We start from the raw sequence: 26,210 nt of genomic DNA on the forward strand, positions 1-26,210 counted from the left end.
ATTGGCTATGTACCAGCTCTACGGGCACAGGAATTCGGGCGCAGCCGCGATTGAAGCGGCGCTGGAGTTGTGCCAGATTGCCTATCGCTTCATCGATATCGAAGCCAGCACCGAAGCCGCTGAGGCGTTGGCCAAACTCAATCCGCTGAAACAGATCCCGACCTTGCAGTTGCCCGATGGCAGTGCACTGACCGAGAGTGCGGCGATTCTGATTCACCTCGGCTTGACGTTTCCACAATCGGGCCTGCTGCCGGTTGAGGCGGCTGATCGAGACCAGTCGATTCGCGGCATGGTCTACATCGTCAGCAACTGTTATGCGGCGATCGGCGTCATCGATTACCCCGAGCGCTGGCTGCTGATGCCCGACGAAGCGTCGCGGCAAAACCTGATGGCCGGCGCGCGTGAGCGTTTGCACTGGAGTTGGGAGGTGTTTGCCGACCAGTTCTCCGCCGAGTTGTACCTGGATGACGAAACACCGGGCGCGCTGGATGTGCTGGCGGCGGTGGTGACGCGCTGGGCGGGGAGCCGCGAGCATTTGCGCCAGACGCGGCCGGGGTTTTATGCGTGGCTACAGAGAATCGATCGACATCCGGTGTTGGCACCGGTGTTCGCCCGGCATTGGCCAGCCTGAACCCACCACACAAAAAAGTGTAGGAGTGAGCCCTGTGGCGAGGGGATTTATCCCCGATGGGGCGCGAAGCACCCCCAAAGAAACAGGGCCTGCTGCGCAGTCCATCGGGGATAAATCCCCTCGCCACAGTGTTTTTGCTATTTATTCTCCGCGGATGTATTGCTCCAGCTGTTTGATCAGCTCGGCCTGCTCGGCAATCGCTTCCTTGACCAGGTCACCAATCGACAGCAGGCCGATCAGCTTGCCGTTCTCCACCACCGGCAAGTGCCGCAGGCGTTTGTCCGACATGATGCCCAGGCACGTATCGACGGTCTGATGGGTGTCCACGGTGATCACGTTCGCGACCATGATGTCGCGTACCGGTGTGCCCACCGATGAGCGGCCATGCAGCACGAGTTTGCGCGCGTAGTCCCGTTCGCTGATGATGCCGACCACTTCATCGTCTTCGACCACCAGCAAGGCGCCGACGTTTTTCTCGGCCATCTTCATCAGCGCTTCGAGCACCATGTGATCAGGTTTGATCTGGTGCACTTCCTGATTTTTCTGATCTTTGAGCTTGAGCAGTTGGGCGACGGTCTTCATGGCGGTTACTCAGGTGTTGTCGTTGTTATCCAAGCATCGTAGACGCAAGCGCGCAGGGCAAGGTGGCAAAGCGGCAGATAACACGCAAAAAACGTCATTTGCCTAACAAACCCCCGTTCATCCTGTGAAAGAAGACCTGTGCTGAGGGGATTTATCTGTAGTGAGGGGATTTATCTGTGCTGAGGGGGATCTGTGCTGAGGGGGGTATCTGTGGCGAGGGGATTTATCCCCGATGGACTGCGCAGCAGTCCCGCTTGTAAGTCAAAAACGGGGCCGCTTCGCGCCCCATCGGGGATAAATCCCCTCGCCACAGATAACCCCACTCACTACAGATAACCCCGCCAACTACAGATAAATCCACTCACCACAGATAAATCGCTACTACAAAGTATTCCAAACTGAAAACGCGGGCGCTGGAAGGGCAGCGTAGAATGCCCCTCTGTTTCAGTACCCGAGGTTGCAGTGGTGGATTTACCGCAGGGCTTCGTCCTGACCCGGCATTGGCGTGATACGCCGGCCGGCACCGAAGTCGAGTTCTGGCTGGCGACCGACGCCGGGCCGCGCCGTGTGCGCCTGCCGCATCAGCCGTCAGTGGCGTTTATTCCCGCCGAACAGCGCGCAGCGGCCGAACGCCTGCTGCATGACGAAAAAAACGTCGAACTGCGCCCATTGGCCCTGCAGGATTTCGAACATCGTCCGGTACTCGGCCTGTATTGCCAGCAACACGGCCAGTTGATGCGCCTGGAGACCGCGCTCAATCGCGCCGGCGTCGACGTCTACGAAGCGGACGTGCGCCCACCCGAACGCTACCTGATGGAGCGCTTCATCACCGCGCCGGTGTTTTTCAGCGGCACCGCCGATGCTGACGGCATCCTGCACAACGCCCACCTCAAGCCCGCGCCCGATTACCGGCCGAAGCTGCGGCTGGTCTCGCTGGACATCGAAACCACCGAAACCGGCGAGCTCTATTCAATAGCCCTCGAAGGTTGCGGCGAGCGTCAGGTGTACATGCTCGGCGCGCCGAACGGCGATGCCAGCATTGTCGATTTCGACCTCGAATACTGCGACTCGCGCACGGTCATCCTGAAGAAACTCAACGAGTGGTTCGCCCGCCACGATCCCGACGCGATCATCGGCTGGAACGTTGTGCAGTTCGATTTGCGCATCCTCCACGAACACGCCCGGCGCCTAGGCGTGCCGCTGAAAATCGGCCGTGGCGGTGAAGAGATGCAGTGGCGTGAACACGGCAGCCGCAATCACTACTTCGCCTCGGCGGCGGGGCGGCTGATCATCGATGGCATCGAGTCGCTGCGTTCGGCGACCTGGAGCTTCTCGTCATTCAGTCTGGAAAACGTCGCCCAGACCCTGCTCGGCGAAGGCAAGGCCATCGACAATCCGTACCAGCGCATGGACGAAATCAACCGCATGTTCGCCGAGGACAAACCGGCGTTGGCCAAGTACAACCTCAAGGACTGCGAACTGGTCACGCGGATCTTCGCCAAGACCGAACTGCTGACCTTCCTGCTCGAACGCGCCAGCGTCACCGGGTTGCCGGCGGATCGCAGCGGCGGCTCGGTGGCGGCGTTCACGCATTTGTATATGCCGTTGATGCACCGACAGGGTTTTGTCGCGCCGAACCTTGGCACCAATCCACCACAGGCCAGCCCCGGCGGCTTCGTCATGGACTCGCAGCCGGGGCTGTACGAATCGGTGCTGGTGCTCGATTACAAGAGTCTGTATCCGTCGATCATTCGAACTTTTCTGATCGACCCGGTCGGCCTGATCGAAGGCTTGCAGCACCCGGACGACGCCGATTCAGTGCCGGGTTTCCGTGGCGCACGCTTCTCGCGCACCCGCCATTGCCTGCCGTCGATCGTCTCGCGCGTTGCCGAAGGCCGTGAGACCGCCAAGCGCGAGCACAATGCGCCGCTGTCGCAGGCACTGAAAATCATCATGAACGCTTTTTACGGTGTGCTTGGTTCCAGCGGTTGCCGCTTCTTCGATACGCGGCTGGCCTCGTCGATCACCCTGCGCGGTCACGAGATCATGCTGCGCACGCGCAAGCTGATCGAGGAGCAGGGCCACGCGGTGATCTATGGCGACACTGATTCGACGTTTGTCTGGCTGCGTCGCCAGCATGGTCAGGAAGAAGCGGCAAAGATCGGTCAGGCGCTGGTCAAGCACGTCAACGACTGGTGGCGCGAACATGTACGCGATGAATATGGCCTGGAAAGCGCACTCGAACTGCAATTCGAAATCCACTACAAACGCTTCCTGATGCCGACCATTCGTGGCGCAGAGGAGGGCAGCAAGAAGCGCTACGCCGGTCTGGTCACCCGCGCCGATGGCAGCGATGAAATGGTCTATAAAGGCCTGGAAACCGTGCGCACCGACTGGTCGCTGTTGGCCCGGCAATTTCAGCAGGAACTCTACGAGCGGATCTTCCAGCGCAAGCCGTATCAGGATTACGTGCGCGATTATGTGCGCAAGACGCTGGCCGGTGAGTTCGATGATCGGCTGATTTACCGCAAACGCCTGCGCCGCACCCTCGACGATTACGAACGCAACGTGCCGCCGCATGTGCGCGCGGCGCGCTTGGCTGACGATTACAACGCGCAACACGGACGGCCACGGCAATATCAGAACGGCGGCTGGATCAGTTACGTGATCACGTTGGCCGGCCCCGAGCCACTGGAAGTGCGCCGCGCGGCCATCGATTACGACCACTACATCACCCGGCAACTGCAACCGGTGGCGGACGCGATTCTGCCGTTTGTCGACGACGATTTCTCAACCTTGATCGGTGGGCAACTGGGCCTGTTTTGAGTCGAGCAGTTGCAACGTCCACTCATCGAGAATGCCGTGGAAGTAGCGTTCCAGTGCTTGCGAGAACAGGCTGCCGTCGGCAGTGAACTGGGCAAACAGCGTCATCGAAGAGTGAAATTTCAGGTCATCGGGATGGCCGAAAATCTCCGCGATGGAACGCTGGCGTACATTCAGCACCAGTTGCGTGCACGTGCGTAAGCGGGCGCCGAGCAATTCATGCTCGAGATAGGCCTGCGCTTCCTCGGCCGAGCCGATGGCGAAGCGCCGGGACATTTCACTGCCGCCCAGACCCGCGAACTGCGGGAAGATGAACCACATCCAGTGGCTGCGTTTGCGGCCGTCTTCGAGTTCGCGTTGCACCCGTTCGAACACCGAATCCTGGGCCAGCACGAAACGCTGAAGGTTGAAGGGATCCAATTGATCTGTGCTTCTCATCGCGAAGCCCTCGCCAGTCGGCGGCTCAGACCATGGCCAGCCGCTGCTTGCGTTGTGGCGCTTGAAAAGCCTGGTCCAGCGCCGCCAGATCCCCGGCCTCCAGTTGCAGCTGCGCCGCTTGTGCATTGAGTTGCACGTGTTCGGGTCGCACAGCCTTGGGAATCGCAATCACACCATCCTGACGCAGAATCCACGCCAGCGAAACCTGTGCCGGGGTCACGCCGTGACGAATGGCAATCTGGTTCAGCACCGGTTCAGCCAGCATGGCGCCGCCCTGACCGATCGGACAGTAGGCCATCAATGGCATGCGTTGGTGTTGGCACCACGGCAGCAAATCGAATTCGATACCGCGCTCTTCGAGGTTGTAGAGCACCTGATTGGTGGCGCAGGCCGAACTGGAGAGTTCTTCCAGGTCGTCGACGTCGAAATTCGACACGCCCCAGCGGCCGATCTTGCCGTCCTCACGCATACGTTCGAAGGCTTCGACGGTTTCTTCCAGTGGATACTGGCCGCGCCAATGCAGCAGATAGAGGTCGATGTAATCGGTGTCGAGCCGGCGCAAGCTGCGTTCGCAGGCCTGCGGGATGCCTTTGCGGCTGGCGTTGTGCGGGTAGACCTTGCTCACCAGAAACACTTGATCGCGCAGACCGGCAATCGCTTCGCCGACCACCGATTCGGCACCGCCCTCGGCGTACATTTCGGCGCTGTCGATCAGGGTCATGCCCAGCTCGATGCCGGTGCGCAGCGCCGCCACTTCACGCTTGTGCGCCGAACGGTCTTCGCCCATGCGCCAGGTGCCCTGGCCAATCACCGGCACCTGCACGCCGGCCAATTCGAGGGTACGCATGCAAACCTCCTTGCTGAAGTTGTCGATACCTTTAGTGGGCAGCAGGATAGCCCAGGGGTTCCGAAAGCTTCCAGATCAGGAGTCTTTATGAAGTGGCTGAAATACATTGTGGCGAGGGGATTTATCCCCGCTGGGTTGCGAAGCAGCCCCAAAACCATTCAGCGCGGAGTATCAGTTAAACCGGGTTGTCTGATTTTGGGCCCGCTGCGCAGGCCAACGGGGATAAATCCCCTCGCCACAGGTAACTCAACTCATCACAGGGGGGAGGCGGGTTATTTTGCGGTGAATTTCAGTATCACGCTGTGGGCATAGGTCTGCCCCGGATCGAGGCGGGTACTCGGGAAGTTCGGCTGATTCGGTGAATCCGGATAGTGCTGAGTCTCCAGGGTAAACGCGCCCCAATGCGGATACACCTTGCCACCCTTGCCCTTGACCGTGCCGTCGAGGAAGTTGCTGGTATAGAACTGCACGCCCGGTTCCGTGGTGAACAACTGCAGCACGCGACCGGACTGCGGATCACTCACCTCAGTAGCAACTTTGCCGATATCGCCCTTGGTATCCAGCGCCCAGTTGAAATCGAAACCACCCTGTTTCGGCTCAGCAAATTTCAACTGCTCATGATCAGCCTTGATATGCGTGCCAATCGCCGTCGGTTTGCTGAAGTCCATCGGTGTCCCGGCCACTGGCGCCAATTCACCGGTCGGGATCAGTTTTGCCGTTACCGGCGTGTAATGGCTGGCGTACAGGGTCGCGACCTGCTTGAGAATGTCGCCATTGCCGGCGCCGGCGAGGTTGAAGTAGCTGTGGTTGGTCAGGTTGAGCACCGTCGGTTTGTCGGTGTTGGCCTTGTAGTCGATGCGCAGTTCGTTGTTGTCGGTGAGGCGATAGGTCACTTCGGTGGTGAGGTTGCCGGGGAAGCCCATTTCACCGTCTGCCGACAGATAGGTGAGGGTCACGCCGACGGAATCCTTGTCCTTGGTTTCCTGCGCTTTCCAGACCTTTTTGTCGAAGCCCAGCGTGCCGCCGTGCAGCGCATTGGTCTTGTCGTTCTGCGGTACTTGATAGCGCTTGCCGTCGAGTTCGAACGCACCCTCGGCCAGGCGATTGCCGAAGCGGCCGATGGTTGCGCCGAAGTACGCAGTGCCTTTCTGATAGCCCTGCACATCATCGAAACCGAGCACCACGTCGTCGAACTTGCCGTGCTTGTCGGCGACTTTCAGCGATTGCAGGGTCGCGCCGTAGGTGATGACGGTGGCTTGCATGCCATGGCTGTTGCGCAGGATGTATTGCTCGACGGGCGTGCCGTCATTGGTTTTGCCGAAGGCTTTGTGTTCGGCGGTCAGGCCCGCCGCTTGGGCGGAAAGGGTGGCGATCATCAGGGACAGTCCGAGGCCGGAGAGCAGGTGACGTGATTGAAGCATGGTTGACCTTCCTTCTTGTTGTTGTTTTCAAAAACGGCGCGATCTCGTGTAGGAGCTGCCGAAGGCTGCGATCTTTTGATCTGGCTTTAAAAATCAAAGTCAAAAGATCGCAGCCTTCGGCAGCTCCTACATGGTAACTAGTCATGCTATTTGTGGGTGTAGTGGAGATTTATAGCTGATGAATCGTTTATTTCAATAATAAAGACTGACTAAATGATCCGGGGGAAGTCGCCGGAGGTCGGCTGATTGCCTGCCGCACTGCACTTTTTCGCAATCGGTGGCTCTATCCATGGCCAAGGATGCGGTGACTCCCGCCGCACAGGAATGTCCCTGTTCGAGAATTCATGCCCAGAGCTTTTGACCTGATCACTGCGTTTGTCCGTCGCCCGTGCCTGTTGCTTGCCTGTTTGTCGTCGCTGTTGTTCAGCGGTTGCAGCCATCAGGACGGCAACGGTTTTTTCAACCAGATGCGTGAGGGCAAACCGCAGGAATTCTTGCAGACCAGCGTCGACCGCATGGCCACCCTGGCGATGCGCGACAACCTCAACAGTCTTTACCGCTTGCAGGCCAAGCTGTATTTGCGCAACCCGGACGAGTTGCGCAAGTCAGGTTTTCTCAATATCCATGCCGCCGTGAAACAGGTGCGGCTGGCCGTCGAGCAGCAACAGCCGCTGCCGGTGCTGGGCGGGCGCAAGGACCTCGCAGCGCTCAGCTATGCAATGAGCCCGGAGTTTCTCGGTGATCGTGTCGGCGCGTTCATCTATGCCATTGGCAGCATGCTGGTCACCGCCCACGGCAATCGCACCGAGTTCTACATGACCGATGCGATCAATCCGACGTTCGTGCACAACGCCGCACGCAATATCGAAAAAGCCACATGGATTTTGTCCCAGCGGCAGAACACCGCCGGCCAGCCGCTGCTGTTTTCCAACGAGATCTCGGAGGAGGGCAGCAACCTGAGCTTCGCCACCGAGTTCGGCAAAATCGTCGCGCGCCTGGACCTGATCACGCAGATGCTCGACGAGCGTTACCGGCGCATCGGCCTCAACTACGCGCAGAGCCTGCTGTTCCTGAATTTCTTGCCGGTGCAGTAACCATCCGCGATGGTCTGCAAACATTTTTCCCCTGTAGGAGCTGCCGAAGGCTGCGATCTTTTGATCTTGCTGTTTATAAGGTCAAAAGATCGCAGCCTTCGGCAGCTCCTACAGGGATTCGGCGTTTTGTCAGTCCTTACGGTGTGGGTGGCGTGGCACGGGGATAAGTTGTATACAATCATCCGTCATAATTGAGTCAAAATGGAGCCGCCCCTGTCATGACCGACCCCGCAAGCGCCGATTTCAGCCGCGTCGATCGCGCCACTCGCACGGACAAATTGCCCTACGCCGCGTTGCTGGCGTTTGCCATGACCGGTTTTATCGCCATCCTCACCGAAACCCTGCCGGCCGGGCTGTTGCCGCAAATTGGCGCCGGGCTCAACGTCAGCGAAGTGCTCGCCGGGCAACTGGTGACCCTCTATGCGCTGGGCTCGATTGTCGCGGCGATTCCGCTGACCGTCGTCACGCGCGGCTGGCCGCGGCGGCGGGTGCTGTTGATGACGGTGGGCGGGTTTCTGCTGTTCAACACGGTCACCACGTTCTCCAGCCATTACGGCCTGACCCTGGCTTCGCGCTTTCTGGCCGGGATGGCGGCGGGGTTGTCGTGGGGAATCATGGCCGGTTATGCGCGCGGCATCGTTCCCGTGCATCAACAGGGGCGGGCGCTGGCGATTGCCATGCTCGGCACACCGGTGGCGCTGTCACTGGGCACCCCGGCGGGCACGTGGCTGGGCAATTTGATCGGCTGGCGCGCGTCGTTCGGGATCATGTCGGCGCTGGCTCTGGTGCTGGCGGCGTGGATCGTCATCGCCGTGCCGGATCGTCCGGGGCAATCCAGCGAGGAGCGTTTACCGCTGCTCGAATCGCTGCGCCTGCCGGGCGTGCGTCCCGTACTGTTCGTGGTGCTGACGTGGATGCTCGGGCACAACATTCTCTATACGTACATTGCGCCGTTTTTGATGCAGGCCGGGCTGTCCGACCGGGTCGATCTGGTGCTGCTAGTGTTCGGTCTGTGTTCGCTGGGCGGCATCTGGATCATCGGTCTGCTGGTGGATCGCTGGTTGCGCTGGCTGACGCTGATCAGCCTTGCGGTGTTTGCACTGACCGCGCTGGTGCTGGCGCTGGCTGCGCCGTCACCGCCGGTGATTTATGCCTGCATGGCGGTGTGGGGCTTGTCGTTCGGTGGGTCGGCAACCTTGTTGCTGACATCGGCGGCGGACTCGGCCGGCGAACATGTCGACGTGGTGCAAGCAATGCTCACCACCTCGTGGAACGTCGCGATTGCCGGGGGTGGCATGTTTGGCGGTTTGCTGCTGGATCGAGCCGGGGCAATGTCGTTTCCGTGGGCACTGCTGATTCTGTCCCTGATCGCCTTGGCCACCGTGTGGATCAACAGCCAGCACAGCTTCAAACCCGGCCGCCGCCAGCACTGACAACGCACCTCTGTAGGAGCTGCCGCAGGCTGCGATCTTTTGATCTTTAAAAACAACATCAAAAGATCGCAGCCTTCGGCAGCTCCTACAGGGGGAGTGGGGTGTTGGGGTATAACGATAGACCGTATCGATATATGTAGTTATAAGAAAAATCGCTATGCTGCGGGCCAGATTTTTCCTGTCGTTTTTCTGGACGGTTTAATGGAATTGGCAAATTTCGGCCTGGTGATTGCCGGGCTGGTGGTGGGTTTTATTGTCGGCATGACCGGTGTCGGCGGCGGTTCCTTGATGACGCCAATCCTGCTGTGGTTCGGCATCAACCCGGCCACGGCGGTGGGTACTGACCTGTTGTACGCGGCCATCACCAAATCCAGCGGCGTGCTGGTGCACAGAAAGAACAAGAACATCGACTGGGCCATCACCGGTTGGCTGACCCTTGGCAGCGTGCCAGCGGTGGCGATGACGCTGTGGTTTCTCAGCACCCTGCACACCGCGCCGGAGGCGATGAACGCCATCATCAAACAGGCGCTGGGTTTCGTCCTGTTCGCCACCGCGCTGGCGATTTTCTTCAAGAAACGCTTGCTCGAGTTCGCCCACAAACGCGCGGGTGGCAACTACAACCCAAGCGGTTCACGTTTGAATCTGCTGACGGTAATCACCGGTCTGATCCTCGGTACCATGGTCGCGCTGACCTCGATCGGCGCTGGCGCACTGGGCACCGTGGCGCTGTTCATCCTCTATCCGCTGCTGCCGACCCGCCGCCTGGTCGGCACGGAAATCGCCCACGCAGTACCGCTGACGCTGGTTGCAGGCCTGGGCCATGCGAGCATGGGCAACATGGATTGGGGGGTATTGGGCTTTCTGCTGGTCGGCTCGCTGCCGGGCATCTGGCTCGGCAGCCACTTGACCGGGCGTATCTCCGACGAAGTCTTGCGTCCGTGCCTGGCAACGATGCTGGTGCTGATCGGCTACAAACTGGCGTTCTGATTCGGCCATGAGTGAAACCACTTATCACTGCGATGGCCGTGTCGCGATTACCGTCGAACCGCGTGAAATGCGCATGAGCCATTGGCTGTATGCGCCGAAAGTGGTTGATCAGCAGCGCCAGCAGGTGCTGCTGGATCTGAGCGACAGCCTGTGGGATCTGATCGCTACTGCTGACGAAACTCCCGATAGCATCGAGTTGATGTTGCGTAAGTACCCGGGGGATCGCGGGTCGGTGATGGTGAGTGTTGGTCTCGACAGCGGTGAGCTCAGAATCGGCGAGCGGCGAGTCGATGCTGGGCAGTTGCTCGCAGTGCTCGACTCAACCCTGAACTGAAGCGCTACCTTTGTGGTGAGGGGATTTAGCGAAACGTCGTCGCGTCCCGTTGGGCTGCGCAGCGGGTCCTGGGTCACAACGACCGGGTCTGCCTGAGACTCCGTGTCGGGTGGTTTTGGGGCTGCTTCGCAACCCAACGAGGATGAATCCCCTCGCCACAGGGGTTAGCGGTGGAGGGTGTATTTCATGACGGTCACCGGCAAATCGTCGTAGACGAGTTCTTCAATCACTTCCCAACCCAGCCGTGCATACAGCGACTGCGACGTGTCGGTGTACAGATACAACTCAGGCACACCCAGCGCCGCCGCTTCTTCAACCACACGCTTGACCAGTTGCGAAGCAATCCCGCGACCGCGCTCTTCAGCTTTCACATAAACCCCAGCCAACCATGGCGTCAGGTTCGGGCGCAGTTTCAAATCGTTTTCGATGAGCAACGCGCCGCCCAGCAGTCGTGACCCCTCAAGCGCAACCACCACGCTGGGCACTGCACCTTTGCCACAAGATTCACGCATATGCTCGATGCGGTGCTCAACGGTTTGCCCGGGACGAAACTCGCCCCATTCCTTGAAGTTGAGCGTGGCCAGTTCTGCGATCAATTCGGGGTGATCGCACAGGTAATCGATGTGCATGCGGGTGAACTCCATTTCATTGGCGAAGCGTCCACCCTAATGCGGTCATAAAAGGTAATCAAATCCGCGTTGCGATCACATCGGATATGTTGCGCAATGTCGCGCCTGTCCTAAGCTTCTGACTAGGCGGAAGATATTTGCCGGGTCGCCCCGGAACAATCGCCACGATGCGCAATCATTAGAGCGTGGATATCAAAAGGAGATGCGCATGCTCATCAGGTCATTGACCCTGACACTCTTGCTGGCGATTGCCGGCCCCTTGTTCGCCGCTGACAACGATTCGCCCATCGCCGGGGATATGGGCCGCGCCCGACCGCTGATCGTGATCGCGCAAAGCACCGTCGACCCCGTGTGGGTCAGCCTGAAAAAGTCGCTGGAAGACCCCGCGAATAAAAAGGGCGTCACCGACCGCAACATCAAGGTCTACACCATCCTCAACATGTCCGGCCAGCTCGACGGCAAGGACATGGGCCAGCAAGACACCATGGCGTTGCTGCGCTCGCTGAAGCTGGGCGCCGGGGCGTACCCGAAAGTGTTTCTGGTGGGCAAGGACGGCGAGACCAAACTCTCGGCCTCGGGGGATGAAGCGAAGGCGGTGGACTTGAAGAAGATTTTCGACACCATCGACGCCATGCCGATGGCTGAGAAAGAAGCAGCCGCTGCTGCTGCCCAAGCGCCGGTTGCTGCCGAGCCGGAACCGGCCAAAGGCGCCAAGAACGCCAAACCCACTAAACCGGCTAAACCAACCAAGCCGCCGGAAATGCCGGATGATTGATCACGTAAAAGAGCAATGAAAAATGGGCGATCCAAGAAAGATCGCCCATTTTTTTGCCTGCAAAAAGATCGCAGCCTGCGGCAGCTCCTACACAATCGGGTTTTCACTCGGTCAATGTAGGAGCTGCCGCAGGCTGCGATCTTTTGATCTTTATTCAGCCACAGCGCTGAGGATTTTATGAGCCATCTTCACCCGCTCAGGAATCGGGAAGTTCTTGTTGGCCATGATCACGATGCCAACATCCTTGCTCGGTACAAACGCCACGTAAGTCCCGAAACCACCGGTTGAGCCGGTCTTGTTGATCAATACGTCTTCCGGCTGCGGTTGCGGCGGATTCAGCCACTGCACCTTGTGTGCCTCCATGGCCATTTCCGTCGAGTTGCCGGCGAGCAAACGGTCGAGGCTGATCGGGTAGCGATACATTTCCCAACCCAGGCCCTGGGTCATGTCGCCGACGCTGTAGTAACCGGTGTGCGTGTTGGCGATGGTTTGTTGCAGCAGCGGTTCCAGTGTTTCAGGCCTCAGGTTGGCTTGTACGTAACGCAGCATGTCCACGGCGCTGGTTTTTACCCCGTAAGCCTGCGAGTCCAGCGCACCGGGTGTGACGCGCAGCGGTTTGCCGTCCTTGTTGTAGCCCTGCGCATACAGGCTCATTTGCGCGGCGGGCACGCTGAGGTAGGTGTGCTGCAAACCGAGTTTCGGCAGCAGGGTTTGCGTCATCGCTTGATCGAATGGCTGGCCGAGACTTTTCGCGGCCAGGTAACCGAACAGCCCAAGGCTCGGGTTGGAATACTGCCGATGGCTGCCTGCCGGATAGATCGGTTTCCACCGCTGGAAATAGCCGAGCATCTTGTCGGCCGAATCCGCGCTTTCCGGGAATTGCAGCGGCAAGCCGCCGGCGCTGTAGGTGCCCAGTTGCAGCACGCTGATGTGGTCGAAAGCGCTGCCTTTCAAATCCGGCCAAAGCTGACTGGCCTTGCTCGACAGATCCAGTTTGCCGGTGGCCTGGGCGTAACCGGCGAGGGTGGCGGTGAAGGTTTTGCTCACCGAACCGATTTCGAACAAGGTGTTTTCACTGACCTTTTGCCCGGTGTCTTTGGCGGCGACGCCGTAGTTAAAGTAATGCGCCTGACCCTTGACGGTCAGCGCCACGGTCAGGCCGGGAATGTCCTGTTGCTGCATGATCGGAGTGACGGCGGCGTTGACCAGCGCTTGCAGTCGCGCGTCGCCAGGTGCGGCGGCCATGCAGGAGGCAGCGCTGAACAGCAGACCGAAAGCGCTGCAGGAAATGACTTTGATCGGGTGGATGGATGACATGAGTGAACCACTCTCCATGAGTGTTGATGGTTTTATCCCGCTACACTGCGGACGATTTTCCCGTCGGGCGGCTGATCAGCGCGGCTAATTTAGTCAGCTCGACGGTGATCGGCAAACGACGAATTTTCGCACGAGCCATTAGAAAAATTTGGGACTGGGCATGATTCGACCTCAATTGCCGCTCAATGCACTGCGCGCTTTCGAAGCCTCTGCGCGCCATTTGAGCTTTACCCGCGCGGCGGTGGAGCTGTGTGTCACTCAGGCAGCGGTCAGCCATCAGGTCAAAAGCCTCGAAGTGCAGCTCAACGTCACTTTGTTCAAACGCCTGCCCCGTGGGCTGATGCTGACCAGTGAGGGCGAAACCCTGCTGCCGGTGTTGAGTACTTCGTTTGATCACATCGCGCAGATTCTCGAACGCCTCGCCGGTGGCCAGTACCGTGAGATGTTGACCGTCGGTGCGGTGGGCACATTTGCCGTGGGGTGGCTGTTGCCGAGGCTGGCGGACTTCCGGGCGAAACATCCGCTTATAGATTTACGACTGTCGACCAATAACAACCGCGTGGATGTGGCGGCGGAGGGGCTGGATTATGCGATCCGCTTTGGCGCCGGGGCTTGGTACGGTATCGAAGCGACACGTTTGCTCGATGCGCCGCTGTCAGTGTTGTGCGTACCGGAAATCGCCCGGCAGTTGCATACGCCAGGTGATCTGCTGCGGCAGACTTTGTTACGTTCGTATCGCACTGATGAATGGCCGGAATGGTTTCACGCCGCCGGGTTGGCGGCTCAGGCCGCACCGCCACAGAGCATCGTCTTCGACTCGTCGCTGGCGATGATGGAAGCGGCGTTGCAGGGCAGTGGGGTGGCGCTGGCACCGCCGCTGATGTTCGCCCGGCAACTGGCGGCGGACGCGATTCGTCAGCCGTTTGCGATTGAAATCACCACCGGGAGTTACTGGCTGACCCGGTTGCAGTCACGGCTTGAAACAGCGGCGATGCTCGCATTCAAAAACTGGCTGCTGCAGATCTCTGTCTGACTCACATCGTCCCTGTGGGAGCTGGCTTGCCAGCGATAGGGCCGGCACGGTCAACATCGATGTCGGCTGACCCACCGCTATCGCTGGCAAGCCAGCTCCCACAGGTTCATTTGTCAAAATACAAAATCTGATTCAACCCAGGCTAGTGTTCAACGCACCAAACACGGCCGTTTGTTATCGAACTTCCACCCCGGGATCAGAAACTGCATCGCCACGCTGTCATCCCGCGCGCCGAGGCCCATGCCTTTATACAGTTCGTGAGCCTTGGCCACTTGGTCCATGTCCAGTTCGACACCCAGCCCCGGTTTTTTCGGCACTTGCACGAGGCCGTCGACAATTTGCAGCGGCGCCTTGGTCAGGCGCTGGCCGTCCTGCCAGATCCAGTGGGTGTCGATCGCGGTGATGTCGCCCGGTGCGGCAGCGGCGACGTGGGTGAACATTGCCAGTGAGATATCGAAGTGATTGTTGGAATGCGAGCCCCAGGTCAGGCCCCATTCATGGCACATCTGCGCCACACGCACTGAACCTTGCATGGTCCAGAAATGCGGGTCGGCCAACGGAATGTCCACCGACTGCAACTGGATCGCGTGACCCATTTCGCGCCAGTCGGTGGCGATCATGTTGGTCGCGGTTTTCAGCCCCGTGGCACGGCGAAATTCGGCCATCACCTCGCGCCCGGAATAGCCGTTTTCCGCGCCACACGGGTCCTCGGCATAGGCCAGCACCTGATGCTGGTCGCGGCACAAACGGATGGCTTCTTTCAGTGACCACGCGCCGTTCGGATCGAGGGTGATACGCGCCTCGGGGAAGCGTTCGGCGAGTGCCGTCACCGCCTCGATTTCCGCATCGCCGCTGAGCACGCCGCCCTTGAGCTTGAAGTCTTTGAAACCGTACTTGGCATGGGCCGCTTCGGCGAGGCGTACTACCGCTTCGGCAGTCATCGCCTGCTCATGGCGCACGCGGAACCAGTCGTTGTCAGCGTCTGGTTCGCTGCGGTAGGCGAGGTCGGTTTCGCGCTGATCGCCGACGTAGAACAGATAGCCGAGCATCTTCACTTCGTCGCGTTGCTGACCTTCGCCGAGCAGCGCGGCAACCGGTACGTCGAGGTGTTGGCCGAGCAGATCGAGCAGGGCGGCTTCAAGGCCGGTCACCGCGTGGATGGTGATGCGCAGGTCAAAGGTCTGCAAACCACGACCGCCGGCATCGCGGTCGGCGAAGGTCTGGCGCACTTGATTGAGGATTTTCTGATACGTGCCGATCGGGCTGCCGACCACCAGGCTGCGCGCGTCTTCCAGGGTCTGGCGAATGCGCTCGCCGCCGGGCACTTCGCCGACGCCGGTGTGGCCGGCGTTGTCCTTGAGAATGACGATGTTGCGGGTGAAAAACGGCCCGTGGGCGCCGCTCAGGTTGAGCAGCATGCCGTCGTGGCCAGCCACCGGGATGACTTGCATGTCGGTGATGATCGGGGCTTTGGCAGTGTCGTGTGCGGTCATGGTTTTTATCCTTCTAATTCGCAATCTTTAAAAATGGACGTCAGGCGTGCTTTGGCGCGGCATCGGCCAGAGGAATGTCAGCAGCAGGTTTCGCTGTGGTGCGCGCGAAGAAGACAATGATCGCGGCGATGATCGAGGTCGCGGCCAGACCATAGAGGCCGCCCTGAATCGAACCGGTGTGTTCTTCGAGCAGGCCGAACGTGGTGGGCGCGACGAAGCCGCCGAGGTTGCCCACCGAGTTGATCAGCGCAATCACCGCCGCAGCGATGCGGGCATCCAGATACGCCTGGGGAATCGGCCAGAACAGCGACGATGCGGATTTGAACCCCAGCGCCGCAAAGCAGATCGCGACGAAGGCGAAGATCGGTCCGCCGGTGGTCGACATGAACATCCCCGCTGCGGCAATCAACAGCGCGGTGGCGACCCACGCCTGCTGGTGTTTCCACTTGGCCGAGAACGAGGCGAAGGCGTACATGCCGATGATCGACAGCAACCAGGGGATCGAGTTGAACAGGCCGACCTGAAAGTCGCTCATCTCACCCATTTTCTTGATGATGCTCGGCAGCCAGAAGGTCGCCGCATAGATGGTCAACTGAATAAAGAAGTAGATCAGGCAAAACAGAATGATCTGCCGGTCCTTGAGCAGTTTGCCCATCGACGGACGGATCGGCGTCGCGGCTTCGCGGGCCTTTTGTTCGTCGTCGATGGCGTTGACCAGTGCGTCCTGTTCGGCACGGCTCAGCCATTTCGCGTCGTGGGGTTTGGCGTCGAGCCAGAACCAGACGAACACGCACAGGCACACCGAGAACATCCCCTCGATGAAGTACATCCATTGCCAGCCGTGCATGCCCAGCCCGTTGATTTGCAGGAGCAGGCCGGACAACGGGCCGGAGATCAACGAGGCCACGGCCGAACCGCTGAGGAAGATCGCAATTGCCTTGCCGCGTTCGGCGCCGGGCAGCCAGCGGGTGAAGTAGTAGATCACCCCGGGAAAGAACCCGGCCTCGGCCACGCCAAGCAGGAAGCGCAAAACATAGAAGTGGGTTTCGTTCTGGATGAACGCCATGCCGGCGGCAACCAGGCCCCAGGTGAGCATGATGCGGGTCAGCCAGATGCGTGCGCCGACTTTCTGCAGGAGCATGTTGGAGGGCACTTCGAACAGCGCGTAGCCGATGAAGAACAGACCGGCGCCGAAGCCGTAGGCGGCAGCACCGATGCCCAGATCATGTTCCATGTGGGTGCGGACGAAACCGATGTTCACCCGGTCAATGTAATTGACGATGAACATGATCACGAAGAGCGGCAGGACGTGGCGTTTCACTTTCGAGATGGCCGATGCGAGTGTCGAATCGACGCCCTCGTTCATCCCGGAGACGGAGGTTTTCACTTGGTTTTCTCCCACTGATTATTTTTATGCGGGGTAGGGCTGGGTTGCTGCGTTGTTGATAGACATCATACAACCTGAATTTTTTGTCCTACAAGTGTGTTGGCCCGATTAATTTTCTCTGGATGGCCCTGTTTTTATACTTTTTTGTGTTTATGGCCAGCGTTTGTTGGTTTTTTTCCTTGTTAAGGGAGCGAATTTTCTCTGCCTACAGTCAAGGTATGGGCTTCGGGTTAAGAAAGGTTTCACGCTCTATTTGAGTGTTGTCATACAAGTTGGTTATGTTTTAGCGCTAAATTCAGTCTCGTCAGCCATCCTTGCAATGCTACGATCGACGAGCCCCCGATCACCGGAACCGACCATGCAAGAAGACCTCGACGCCCCCGCGCGCAAACGTGCGCACAACCTCGCCCATGACTTGGTTGAGAAGCTCACTCAGAGCATCTTGCTCGGCCAGATGTCACCAGGTGACAAGTTGCCATCGGAGAACACCATCGTTCAGGAACACGGGGTCAGCCGCACGGTGGTGCGTGAGGCAATCTCGAAATTGCAGGCGTCGGGGCTGGTCGAGACACGGCACGGCATTGGCACGTTTGTGATCGAGCGTGCCCCGGAGCAGGGGCTGCGGCTGAACGTCGATACGGCGCTGGGGGTGCGCAGCATTCTTGAATTGCGCCTGGGCCTGGAGACGCAAGCGGCGGCGCTGGCGGCGCAACGGCGCAGCGAGCAGCAGGTGCTGCAGATGCGGCAGGCGCTGGATGACTATCAGCGCTTGCTGGCGAACAACGACAGCTGCGTCGAAGCTGATCGGCGTTTTCATCTGTTGATTGCCGAGGCGACTGGCAACGTCTGCTTCAGCGAGATCATGCAGCATCTGGGCAGTGCCATGATTCCTCGTCAGCGGCTCAACGCGGTCGAGCGCGGGGCGGCGGACCTGAGCAAGCTTGGGCAATTGGCCAATCTGGAACACGAGGCGATTCTGAATGCGATCAAGCGTCAGGACCCGGATGCGGCGCGCGCGGCGATGTGGTTGCACTTGACCAACAGCCGCGATCGGTTTTCCGCGCAGGGTTGAGCGCCGTTGGTCTGTTCGATAGCACGGTGTACAACCGGTCGATTCCAAGCTGTACGGCCCGGGTATTCCGGACCTCCTTGGTGAGGTGCGTCATGGCTAACGATTTGCTGTTTCAAGGTGGTGTGTTGCCGACCGACCCAACCCGGCCGATGCCGGGGACGGATGAGCCAACATTGGCCGATCACGATGCACCGCCGGGGATGAGTCCGGGACGCGATCCTTTGAGTGATGCCGATCGGCCGGAAGACTGGAAGGACCCGGGCGCCGATGAAGACGTGCCGCCGGCGGATGAGCCAACGCCATTGTCGGATGATCGGCGCTGATCGTGGTTTGCTTTCGGTAATGTGTTGTCGCTCAGGGCCTCATCGCGAGCAGGCTCACTCCTACAATGTTTGAGGTGTATCCCCTCTTCATTGTAGGAGTGAGCCTGCTCGCGATAGCGCTTCCACGATAAACAAAGCTCTCGACTCAGACCCCGATAGCCCGCCCCCCCACAACCCGCCGCTCCAGATTCAACGCCAGCACACTGACCAACACAACCGCCGAGCCCACCAGCACCATCAACGTCGGTCGCTCGCCGAGCCCCACCGAAGCAATCCCCATCGCCGTCGGCGGGATCAGGTAGAGCGTCATTGTCGCCCGACTCAAATCCACATGTTTGAGCACATACCCCCACGCCAGATACGCCAGCGCACTGGGAAAAACCCCCAGGGCCAACACCGCCCATTGCACGCGCAGCGGCGCATTGATCACGGTGTCGCCCAGCCCCGGCAGGTAAATCAGCAGTAGCAAGGTGCCTGACCACACCGCGTAGCACGCCAGGCTGAAGCCGTCGTAGCGCCGGGCATGGTGTTTTTGCAGGGCGAAGTAGAGGCTCCACGACAGCGCCGCGAGCAAGATCAGCAAGCCGTGCGCATCGATTGCGCCCAGGCCTTTGTCGCCGCTGACCACAATCACCACACCGACCAATCCCAGTAACACGCAACCCCAGCGCCAGGCACTGACCTGATCCCTGAAAACAAACCGCGCCAGCAGCGTGCTGAACAACGGGCTCGACTGCGCCAGCACGCTGGAGGCCCCGGCGCTGACACTCTGCTGGCCAATGTTCAGGGCCACGTGATGCAGGCTGACCGCGAAGAACCCCAGCGCGAACAGCAGCGGCACATCACGCCCCTGCGGCAAGCGAATGCCCTTGAACGCAGCAATCACCGCCATCAACAACGACGCCAGCAGAAATCGCATGAGTGCCAGATACCCGGGGTCGTACGCCTGCAGACCGATGTGAATGCCGGTCGGTGAGTACGCCCAGCAGCCGACGACAAAGGCCATGGCCAAGAGGATTTTCCAGGGAGAAGGGGACGGCATGATCGGCGCACCAGGAGGAGGAATGCGCCGAGTATCCGGGTGGCCGATTGTTCGCCACAACTGACTTATACTGCGCTGAATGTTCACTCAGAGTGATGAATATGGAGCTGGCACAAATTCGCATGTTCAAGACCGTGGCCGACGTCGGCAGCATCGCCCGGGCAGCGGAAAAGCTGTTTTGCGTGCCGTCGAACATCACCGCGCGCATCAAGGCGCTGGAGGCCGAGTTGGGCGTGGCGCTGTTTTTGCGCGAAGGGCGCGGGCTGCGTATCAGCCCGGCGGGGCAGACGTTTCTGAGCTATGCCGAGAAAATTCTGGCGCTGACCGCTGAGGCAAAACGCGCGGTGGATCCCTCGGCCGAGCCGTCGGGGCCATTGCGTATCGGCGCTATCGAATCGTCGGCCACGGGCCGCTTGCCCAAGTTACTGGCGAAGTTTCACAAACGCTATCCGCAGGTGGCGCTGGAACTCACCACCGGCACCTGGGGCCAGTTGCTCGACGACACCGTCAGCCATCGCCTCGACGGGGCGATTGTTGCGGTGGACGTCGAACGTTCGCAGTTGCGACGCACACCGATGTACCGCGAGGAGTTGCTGTTGATTGCTTCGACATCGTTCGGGCCGGTGCGCAGCATCGAGGATCTGCAGGACAAAACCGTGTTCATGTGGCCGCAAGGTTGCCCGTATCGGGCGGCGCTGGAGCATTGGTTGTTGCGCCAGGGCCAGGCGCTGCCGATTGTCAGCCTCGCCAGTTACGGGGCGATCGTCGGCTGCGTCAGCGCCGGTGCCGGTGTGGCCCTGGTGCCCAAGGGCGTGTTTGATCAATACGCCAAAGGCGCCGGCTGCGTCGGTTTTGAATTCCCCGAACTGACGGCCATCGACAACCTGTTCTACTGGCATGAAAACGCCGGCGTGCACCCGGCGCGAGAAGCATTCGTCGCGATGCTGCACGAAGAATTCACCTGACCCTGCAGGCTGCGATCTTTTGTTTTTAAAGATCAAAAGATCACTGCCTGCGGCCGCTCCTACAGATCGCGCATCAGCAGGCCAAAACGCAGATCCAGCGCCTCCGGTATTGGCAGGTACACCGTATGCCCATCCCCCGGTGCGACGTCGATCGCCTCACCTTTGAGGCTTTGCAGCTCATGCAGATCAAAGTGGAAATTGCCCTGTGGCGTCATCAGTTCGAGGTGATCACCCAAGGCAAAACGATTCTTCACCTTGACCTCGGCCAGCCGCCCGTGCCGCTCCCCCGTCAACTCGCCGACAAATTGCTGGCGCTCCGACACCGAGCTGCCGTGCTGATAATTCTGGTACTCGTCATGCACATGCCGACGCAGAAATCCCTCGGTATACCCGCGCTGAGCCAGTGATTCGAGATCGGTCATCAGGCTGCGATCGAATTCACGCCCGGCCACGGCATCATCAATGGCGCGGCGATACACCTGCGTGGTACGCGCGCAATAGAAGTGCGATTTGGTCCGCCCTTCGATCTTCAGCGAGTGCACACCCATCCGGGTCAGGCGCTCGACGTGCTGCACCGCGCGCAGGTCCTTGGCGTTCATGATGTAGGTGCCGTGTTCGTCCTCGAATGCGGGCATCAATTCGTCGGGGCGATTGGCTTCCTGCAACAGAAACACCTGATCAGTCGGCGCCCCGATCCCCAGGGTCGGTTCCGGCTCGAAGGTCTGGACGATCTCGCCCAGCTGATTTTCCGTGGCCTCATGCGTCGAATATTTCCAGCGGCAGGCGTTGGTGCAGGTGCCCTGATTGGCGTCACGCTTGTTCATGTAACCCGAGAGCAGGCAGCGCCCGGAGTAAGCCATGCACAGCGCACCGTGGACGAAAACTTCCAGCTCCATGCCAGGCACCTGCTCACGAATTTCGCCGATTTCTTCCAGCGACAGCTCGCGCGACAGAATGATTCGGCTCAGTCCCTGTTGCTGCCAGAACTCGACGCTGGCCCAGTTCACCGTGTTGGCCTGCACCGACAAGTGAATCGGCATCTGTGGAAAATGCCGGCGCACCAGCATGATCAGGCCCGGGTCGGACATGATCAGCGCGGACGGTGCCATCTCGATCACTGGTGCCAGATCCTTGAGAAAGGTCTTCAGTTTGGCGTTGTGTGGCGCGATGTTGACCACTACGTAGAAGCGTTTGCCCTGCGCCTGAGCCTCACGAATGCCGAGTGCGAGGTTGGCGTGATCGAACTCGTTGTTGCGCACCCGCAGGCTGTAGCGCGGCTGGCCGGCATAGACGGCATCGGCGCCGTAGGCGAAGGCGTAACGCATGTTTTTCAGGGTGCCGGCGGGGGCCAGCAGTTCCGGGGCGGCGAGGGTAGGGGTCATGGCAGCGTCGGTCGCAAAAGCGCGGCAGGGTAAGTCAGTGGCGACGAGGCTTTATTGATCTGGATCTATGCTCCATAAACAAAGATGGCACTCGCGCGGATGGCGGCTGACTAAGTGGGGCAGGCGTGCGTGGCGCCTGACTGACATGGATCGGACATGAACGAAAAAAGTCTTCAATTCAAATCCCTCACCGTGCTGCTGTTATTGGTGACGGTGGCCTTCATCTGGATCTTGCTGCCGTTCTACGGCGCGGTGTTCTGGGCCGTCATCCTCGGCATTGTCTTTGCGCCGATGCAGCGCCGGCTGCAGGCGAAGTTCGGCTGGCAACGCAATCTGACGTCGCTGTGTACGTTGAGCGTTTGTCTGGTGATTGCGATTTTGCCGGTGATCATCCTCAGCGTGTTACTGGTGCAGGAAGGGGCGACGGTCTACAAGAACATCGAGAGCGGTGAACTCGATATTGCGGCGTATCTGGCGCAGTTCAAACACAGCCTGCCGCCGTACTTTCAGCATTTGCTTGATCGTTTTGGCGTCGGTGAACTCAATGCGCTGCGCGAGAAAATCGTCAAGGCAGCGATGCAGGGCAGCCAGGTGCTGGCCAGTCAGGCCTTCAGTTTCGGCCAGGGCACATTCGAGTTCGTGGTGAGTTTTTTCATCATGTTGTACCTGCTGTTTTTCTTTTTGCGTGACGGTCCCGAACTGGCGCGCAAGATGCGCACGGCGGTGCCGCTGGAAGAAAACCACAAGCGTCGTCTGCAACTGAAGTTCAACCGGGTGGTGCGGGCGACCGTCAAGGGCAATCTGGTCGTCGCGGTGACGCAGGGCGCATTGGGCGGGGCGATTTTCTGGTTTCTCGACATTCCCAGTGCGTTGCTCTGGGCGGTGTTGATGGCGTTTCTGTCGCTGTTGCCGGCGGTGGGCGCGGGGATTGTCTGGGCGCCGGTGGCCGCGTATTTCCTGCTCAGCGGGATGGTCTGGCAGGGCGTGGTGCTGGGGTTGTTCGGGGTTTTTGTGATCGGCCTGGTGGACAACGTACTGCGCCCGATTCTGGTGGGCAAGGACACGCGCATGCCCGACTACATGATCCTTATCTCGACCCTGGGCGGTCTGGCAGTGTTCGGCTTGAACGGCTTCGTGATCGGGCCTTTGATCGCGGCGCTGTTCATGTCGAGCTGGGCGCTGTTCGTCGAAACCAAGCCCAAGGTGCAACTGCCTTAGGCGCGAAACGGTTCGCTGACAAGCTTTTGCGACAACGCCTGAGCGGCGGGTAACGAGGTGAGCGGGCCGCTGATCGCCTCGCCGTCGCGCATCAGATACCAGCAGGCAAGCAGACCCGACGCCCTAAGCGAGGCGGGAACGGCGCTGCCGATAACGGACATGATTTGAACCTGAGCCATGAAAAGTACCTCCATCAATCTATGGAGCTACCTTAGGGATTTGCAGGTTCTACGGACAATCAACGCTTTTGATAGTGGTCATTGATGCCGTTGAGGGCTGCCTCAATCGACCACTTGATCAAGCATGTGCATGACTTCGCGCTCATTGAGCAGGCCTTTGTGCACCAGATTCTCCGCCAGCAAGGAGAGAAACTTGGCACAGCGATGGCCTTCCAGATGCTTGAGCTCGGTCAGCGCGCTGTACACCTTGCTTGAGGTGCACAAACCGACGATGCGGTGCGGGTTTTGTGTTGGCATGCGGTCGTCCTTGTTGTTATCAACCTGTTGTTTACGGACGGATTCAGAGTGCGGTTCCGTCATGACAAAGCGATGACCGTTTTGTGGAAATGTCCATAACGGTCAATCCATCATGCCGACTTTAGCCGCTGAAACTGTCCTCACAGCGACCTTGGCGAGATTTTTTCAGACGCTGGCCGACCAACGGTCATAAAAAAGCCCCGCTATATAAGCGGGGCTCTGTATTTCGATTACCAGCGTGGGCCGCCGTAATAGCCATGTGGCCGACCGTAATAACCGCGAGGCGGGCCGTAGTAGACGGGGGCCGGTTGAACGTAAACCGGTTGTTGCACATACACCGGTGCAGGCTGGTAGTAGACCGGTGGTGGTGGCTGTTGCACGTAGACCGGTTGTGGCTGAACATAAACCGGCTGTTGTTGCACATACACCGGGCGATCCTGATTGATCAGTGCCGAGCCGATGATGGCCGAGCCAACGATCGCGCCAAACACCGCCGGGCCTTGCCAGTTGTTGCCGCCATGGGCTTCTGCTTGCCCTGCGACAGCAAATGCACCGATCAGCAGGGCCACGATAGGGAGTTTACGAATCATGATAATTCCTCGGTTCTTCGACCCGGCGGCAGGGCCTGCACCAGGCCCACAGTTGTCGCGGGGATACTTCTAAGACAGCGAAATCGTGAAAATCAGCACAGCCGCTGGGTAAATTTTGTGTAAGGTCTGTACCGGCTTCTTTACCGGGCCGTGCAAGGGCCGCGCAATGCGTTTAAAACAGGCCTCTATGATCGTTCAGAACCCGATGGGCTGGCTAATCCCGTCTATCCGAAAGTGCGTTTGAAGGAGAAGTTTCATGCAGATGAACCCGAACAAAGACACCCAACTGTGCATGTCCCTGTCGGGTCGCCCAGGGAATTTCGGTCTGCGTTTTCATAACCATTTGTATGAGCAGCTGGGCCTGAATTTCTATTACAAGGCGTTCAGCAGCCAGGACTTGACCGGCGCGGTCGGCGGCATTCGCGCCTTGGGCATCCGTGGTTGTGGCGTGTCGATGCCATTCAAGGAAGCCTGTATTGCTTTGGTCGATGAACTCGATGCGTCGGCGGCGGCGATCCAGTCGATCAACACCATCGTCAACACTCAAGGCCATCTCAAGGCCTACAACACCGATTACATCGCCATCGCCCAGTTGCTTGAAACCCATGCGGTGCCCACAGAAACCACGTTCGCCCTGCGCGGCAGTGGCGGCATGGCCAAAGCGGTGGCCAGCGCCCTGCGTGATGGTGGCTACCAGAATGGTCTGATTGTGGCGCGCAATGAGCCTGCCGGGCGAGCACTGGCGCAATCGCTGGGGTACCGCTGGCAGGCCGAACTGGGCGATGAGCGCCCGCAGATGCTGATCAATGTCACGCCGGTGGGCATGGACGGCGGCCCGGAAGCCGGGCAACTGGCGTTCGAGCCTGACGTGATCAAAGCCGCTGATACCGTGTTTGATGTGGTGGCGATTCCTTCGGAGACGCCGTTGATCGTGCGTGGCCGGGCGGAGGGCAAGAAGGTCATTACCGGGCTTGAGGTCATAGCGATCCAGGCGCTGGAGCAGTTTGTGCTGTACACCGGCGTGCGGCCGAATGAGCAGCAGTTTGCGGCGGCGGTGGCGTTTGCCCGCAGCTGATGATGTGTTGAATTGACTGGCCTCATCGCTGGCAAGCCAGCTCCCACAGGTACCGAGTGGGAGCAGGAGTCTTTGGGGCCGCCCCAAACTCTGTGGGAGCTGGCTTGCCAGCGATGAATTCACCTCGGTTTCACCTGCTGCCTATACTGCCTCACCAGCAAGCAAAGACTTGCCCCTCCATAAAAACCGTGCCCGAGGCCCCCATGCATCCGCCTATCCTCAACCTGCATCAGGTCGAACTCGAACCGCTGCCCGAAGCCCTGGCCCCCGAAGGCGAAACCGCCGGACGCTACCAGCAACGCATGGCGCGAATCGGCCAGCAACTGGGCTCGCAAAAACTCGGTTATCGCCTGTACGTGCTTGCGCCAGGCATGCGCGGCAGTCCGTTTCACAGTCATCGGGTCAATGAAGAAATGTTCTACGTGGTGGCCGGGGAGGGAGAGGTGCGCCTTGGTGCCGAGCGCTTTCCGATTCGCGAGGGTGATGTGATCGCCTGTCCACCGGGTGGGCCGGAGAAGGCGCATCAGATCATCAATACCAGTCAGGCTGAATTGCGTTATCTGGCGGTTAGCACCCAGCAGCAGCCGGAAATCTGTGAGTACCCGGATTCGAATAAATACGCGGTGATGGATAACTTCACGGTCGATGCCGAGGGCAATGCCTCAGGTTTCGTCGCCGTGGCGCGGCAGGCGGATGGCGTGGATTACTGGGACGGCGAATAGCACACAGATCCTGAATTGACGCACAACCCTGTAGGAGTGAGCCTGCTCGCGATAGCGGTGTGTCATTCAAAGATGATGTGACTGACACACCGCTATCGCGAGCAGGCTCACTCCTACAAGG

The 26,210-nt window shown here is 59.5% G+C and carries 27 protein-coding genes; 14 read left to right on the forward strand and 13 right to left on the reverse strand.

The features are described 5' to 3' along the window. The first annotated feature begins 7 nt into the window (after window positions 1-7). On the forward strand, window positions 8-631 hold the full coding sequence (locus ACZZ0B_RS07190; protein WP_008084933.1) for a glutathione S-transferase: 624 nt from the start codon (window positions 8-10) through the stop codon (window positions 629-631). Window positions 632-772: 141 nt separating this feature from the next. On the opposite strand, the gene ACZZ0B_RS07195 is transcribed toward ACZZ0B_RS07190, so the two are convergent. Beyond that, entirely contained in the window at window positions 773-1,213 is a 441-nt protein-coding gene (locus tag ACZZ0B_RS07195; RefSeq protein WP_463544720.1) for a CBS domain-containing protein, read from the reverse strand. A 465-nt stretch (window positions 1,214-1,678) separates the two neighbouring features. Here ACZZ0B_RS07195 and ACZZ0B_RS07200 point away from each other — a divergent pair, with 465 nt between their 5' ends. After that, window positions 1,679-4,039 (forward strand): DNA polymerase II, encoded by a 2,361-nt coding sequence (locus ACZZ0B_RS07200; protein WP_463544721.1) that lies wholly within the window; start codon window positions 1,679-1,681, stop codon window positions 4,037-4,039. Here ACZZ0B_RS07200 and ACZZ0B_RS07205 read toward each other — a convergent pair. The 3 genes from ACZZ0B_RS07205 to ACZZ0B_RS07215 all read right to left on the reverse strand — a co-directional run bounded on the left by ACZZ0B_RS07205 (window position 4,004) and on the right by ACZZ0B_RS07215 (window position 6,742). Continuing rightward, window positions 4,004-4,474: a DUF1810 domain-containing protein gene (locus ACZZ0B_RS07205; RefSeq protein WP_008084928.1), complete on the reverse strand. Its 471-nt coding sequence runs from the start codon at window positions 4,472-4,474 to the stop codon at window positions 4,004-4,006. The two genes, ACZZ0B_RS07200 and ACZZ0B_RS07205, sit on opposite strands and share 36 nt — an antisense overlap. 25 nt (window positions 4,475-4,499) lie before the next feature. Continuing rightward, window positions 4,500-5,321: an aldo/keto reductase gene (locus ACZZ0B_RS07210; RefSeq protein WP_463544722.1), complete on the reverse strand. Its 822-nt coding sequence runs from the start codon at window positions 5,319-5,321 to the stop codon at window positions 4,500-4,502. A 272-nt stretch (window positions 5,322-5,593) separates the two neighbouring features. Then, window positions 5,594-6,742, reverse strand: a complete 1,149-nt coding sequence (locus tag ACZZ0B_RS07215) for an aldose epimerase family protein (RefSeq protein WP_463544723.1) — start codon at window positions 6,740-6,742, stop codon at window positions 5,594-5,596. Window positions 6,743-7,086: 344 nt separating this feature from the next. Between ACZZ0B_RS07215 and ACZZ0B_RS07220 the strand changes: the two genes are divergently transcribed. The 4 genes from ACZZ0B_RS07220 (at window position 7,087) to ACZZ0B_RS07235 (ending at window position 10,590) form a co-directional block, all read left to right on the forward strand. Then, a complete protein-coding gene (locus ACZZ0B_RS07220; protein ID WP_008084920.1) occupies window positions 7,087-7,836 on the forward strand; it encodes a hypothetical protein in 750 nt (249 codons plus the stop codon). A 218-nt stretch (window positions 7,837-8,054) separates the two neighbouring features. Then, window positions 8,055-9,269, forward strand: coding sequence for an MFS transporter (locus ACZZ0B_RS07225; RefSeq protein WP_463544724.1), 1,215 nt, complete (start codon window positions 8,055-8,057; stop codon window positions 9,267-9,269). Between the two features lie 201 nt (window positions 9,270-9,470). Then, window positions 9,471-10,256, forward strand: a complete 786-nt coding sequence (locus ACZZ0B_RS07230) for a sulfite exporter TauE/SafE family protein (protein ID WP_008077785.1) — start codon at window positions 9,471-9,473, stop codon at window positions 10,254-10,256. A 7-nt stretch (window positions 10,257-10,263) separates the two neighbouring features. Further along, complete coding sequence (locus ACZZ0B_RS07235) at window positions 10,264-10,590, forward strand: hypothetical protein (protein WP_463544725.1); 327 nt, start codon at window positions 10,264-10,266, stop codon at window positions 10,588-10,590. A gap of 164 nt (window positions 10,591-10,754) precedes the next feature. Here ACZZ0B_RS07235 and ACZZ0B_RS07240 read toward each other — a convergent pair whose 3' ends face one another. Next, complete coding sequence (locus ACZZ0B_RS07240) at window positions 10,755-11,219, reverse strand: GNAT family N-acetyltransferase (protein ID WP_463544726.1); 465 nt, start codon at window positions 11,217-11,219, stop codon at window positions 10,755-10,757. A 208-nt stretch (window positions 11,220-11,427) separates the two neighbouring features. On the opposite strand from ACZZ0B_RS07240, the gene ACZZ0B_RS07245 reads away from it, so the two are divergent. Next, window positions 11,428-11,994 carry a DUF4174 domain-containing protein gene (locus ACZZ0B_RS07245; RefSeq protein ID WP_463544727.1) on the forward strand — a complete coding sequence of 189 codons (567 nt, stop codon included), beginning with the start codon at window positions 11,428-11,430 and terminating at the stop codon, window positions 11,992-11,994. 150 nt (window positions 11,995-12,144) lie between these two features. Here ACZZ0B_RS07245 and ampC read toward each other — a convergent pair whose 3' ends face one another. Then, window positions 12,145-13,239 carry a class C beta-lactamase gene (gene ampC, locus ACZZ0B_RS07250; protein WP_463546915.1) on the reverse strand — a complete coding sequence of 365 codons (1,095 nt, stop codon included), beginning with the start codon at window positions 13,237-13,239 and terminating at the stop codon, window positions 12,145-12,147. 232 nt (window positions 13,240-13,471) lie between these two features. Here ampC and ACZZ0B_RS07255 point away from each other — a divergent pair, with 232 nt between their 5' ends. Continuing rightward, the gene (locus tag ACZZ0B_RS07255) at window positions 13,472-14,344 is read left to right on the forward strand and encodes a LysR family transcriptional regulator (RefSeq protein ID WP_463544728.1); all 873 of its coding nucleotides are present in this window, start codon (window positions 13,472-13,474) and stop codon (window positions 14,342-14,344) included. Window positions 14,345-14,493: 149 nt separating this feature from the next. Here the strand turns inward: ACZZ0B_RS07255 and gudD are convergent, their stop codons facing one another. Next, the gene (gene gudD / locus ACZZ0B_RS07260) at window positions 14,494-15,837 is read right to left on the reverse strand and encodes a glucarate dehydratase (RefSeq protein WP_463544729.1); all 1,344 of its coding nucleotides are present in this window, start codon (window positions 15,835-15,837) and stop codon (window positions 14,494-14,496) included. Between the two features lie 40 nt (window positions 15,838-15,877). Beyond that, the gene (locus tag ACZZ0B_RS07265) at window positions 15,878-17,224 is read right to left on the reverse strand and encodes an MFS transporter (protein ID WP_440095359.1); all 1,347 of its coding nucleotides are present in this window, start codon (window positions 17,222-17,224) and stop codon (window positions 15,878-15,880) included. A gap of 358 nt (window positions 17,225-17,582) precedes the next feature. On the opposite strand from ACZZ0B_RS07265, the gene ACZZ0B_RS07270 reads away from it, so the two are divergent. Further along, window positions 17,583-18,296 (forward strand): FadR/GntR family transcriptional regulator, encoded by a 714-nt coding sequence (locus ACZZ0B_RS07270; RefSeq protein WP_008077767.1) that lies wholly within the window; start codon window positions 17,583-17,585, stop codon window positions 18,294-18,296. A gap of 92 nt (window positions 18,297-18,388) precedes the next feature. Then, the gene (locus tag ACZZ0B_RS07275) at window positions 18,389-18,619 is read left to right on the forward strand and encodes a hypothetical protein (RefSeq protein WP_008077765.1); all 231 of its coding nucleotides are present in this window, start codon (window positions 18,389-18,391) and stop codon (window positions 18,617-18,619) included. A 145-nt stretch (window positions 18,620-18,764) separates the two neighbouring features. Here the strand turns inward: ACZZ0B_RS07275 and ACZZ0B_RS07280 are convergent, their stop codons facing one another. Further along, window positions 18,765-19,661: a DMT family transporter gene (locus ACZZ0B_RS07280; RefSeq protein ID WP_463544730.1), complete on the reverse strand. Its 897-nt coding sequence runs from the start codon at window positions 19,659-19,661 to the stop codon at window positions 18,765-18,767. 101 nt (window positions 19,662-19,762) lie between these two features. On the opposite strand from ACZZ0B_RS07280, the gene ACZZ0B_RS07285 reads away from it, so the two are divergent. Then, complete coding sequence (locus ACZZ0B_RS07285) at window positions 19,763-20,626, forward strand: LysR family transcriptional regulator (protein WP_463544731.1); 864 nt, start codon at window positions 19,763-19,765, stop codon at window positions 20,624-20,626. Window positions 20,627-20,685: 59 nt separating this feature from the next. Here the strand turns inward: ACZZ0B_RS07285 and trhP are convergent, their stop codons facing one another. Further along, entirely contained in the window at window positions 20,686-22,008 is a 1,323-nt protein-coding gene (gene trhP / locus ACZZ0B_RS07290) for a prephenate-dependent tRNA uridine(34) hydroxylase TrhP (protein WP_463544732.1), read from the reverse strand. A gap of 156 nt (window positions 22,009-22,164) precedes the next feature. Here trhP and ACZZ0B_RS07295 point away from each other — a divergent pair, with 156 nt between their 5' ends. Next, window positions 22,165-23,226 (forward strand): AI-2E family transporter, encoded by a 1,062-nt coding sequence (locus ACZZ0B_RS07295; RefSeq protein ID WP_008077756.1) that lies wholly within the window; start codon window positions 22,165-22,167, stop codon window positions 23,224-23,226. Here ACZZ0B_RS07295 and ACZZ0B_RS07300 read toward each other — a convergent pair. The 3 genes from ACZZ0B_RS07300 to ACZZ0B_RS07310 all read right to left on the reverse strand — a co-directional run bounded on the left by ACZZ0B_RS07300 (window position 23,223) and on the right by ACZZ0B_RS07310 (window position 24,292). After that, a complete protein-coding gene (locus ACZZ0B_RS07300) occupies window positions 23,223-23,405 on the reverse strand; it encodes a hypothetical protein (protein ID WP_008077753.1) in 183 nt (60 codons plus the stop codon). The genes ACZZ0B_RS07295 and ACZZ0B_RS07300 overlap by 4 nt on opposite strands. A gap of 102 nt (window positions 23,406-23,507) precedes the next feature. Next, window positions 23,508-23,702 (reverse strand): hypothetical protein, encoded by a 195-nt coding sequence (locus ACZZ0B_RS07305; RefSeq protein ID WP_016984641.1) that lies wholly within the window; start codon window positions 23,700-23,702, stop codon window positions 23,508-23,510. A 230-nt stretch (window positions 23,703-23,932) separates the two neighbouring features. Continuing rightward, window positions 23,933-24,292 carry a hypothetical protein gene (locus ACZZ0B_RS07310; RefSeq protein ID WP_008077748.1) on the reverse strand — a complete coding sequence of 120 codons (360 nt, stop codon included), beginning with the start codon at window positions 24,290-24,292 and terminating at the stop codon, window positions 23,933-23,935. A 256-nt stretch (window positions 24,293-24,548) separates the two neighbouring features. On the opposite strand from ACZZ0B_RS07310, the gene ACZZ0B_RS07315 reads away from it, so the two are divergent. Both ACZZ0B_RS07315 and ACZZ0B_RS07320 read left to right on the forward strand, forming a co-directional pair. Further along, on the forward strand, window positions 24,549-25,367 hold the full coding sequence (locus ACZZ0B_RS07315) for a shikimate 5-dehydrogenase (protein WP_008077746.1): 819 nt from the start codon (window positions 24,549-24,551) through the stop codon (window positions 25,365-25,367). A 203-nt stretch (window positions 25,368-25,570) separates the two neighbouring features. Then, on the forward strand, window positions 25,571-26,089 hold the full coding sequence (locus ACZZ0B_RS07320) for a cupin domain-containing protein (RefSeq protein WP_463544733.1): 519 nt from the start codon (window positions 25,571-25,573) through the stop codon (window positions 26,087-26,089). Window positions 26,090-26,210 lie beyond the last annotated feature (121 nt).

The organism is Pseudomonas sp. AC247 (assembly GCF_979258015.1).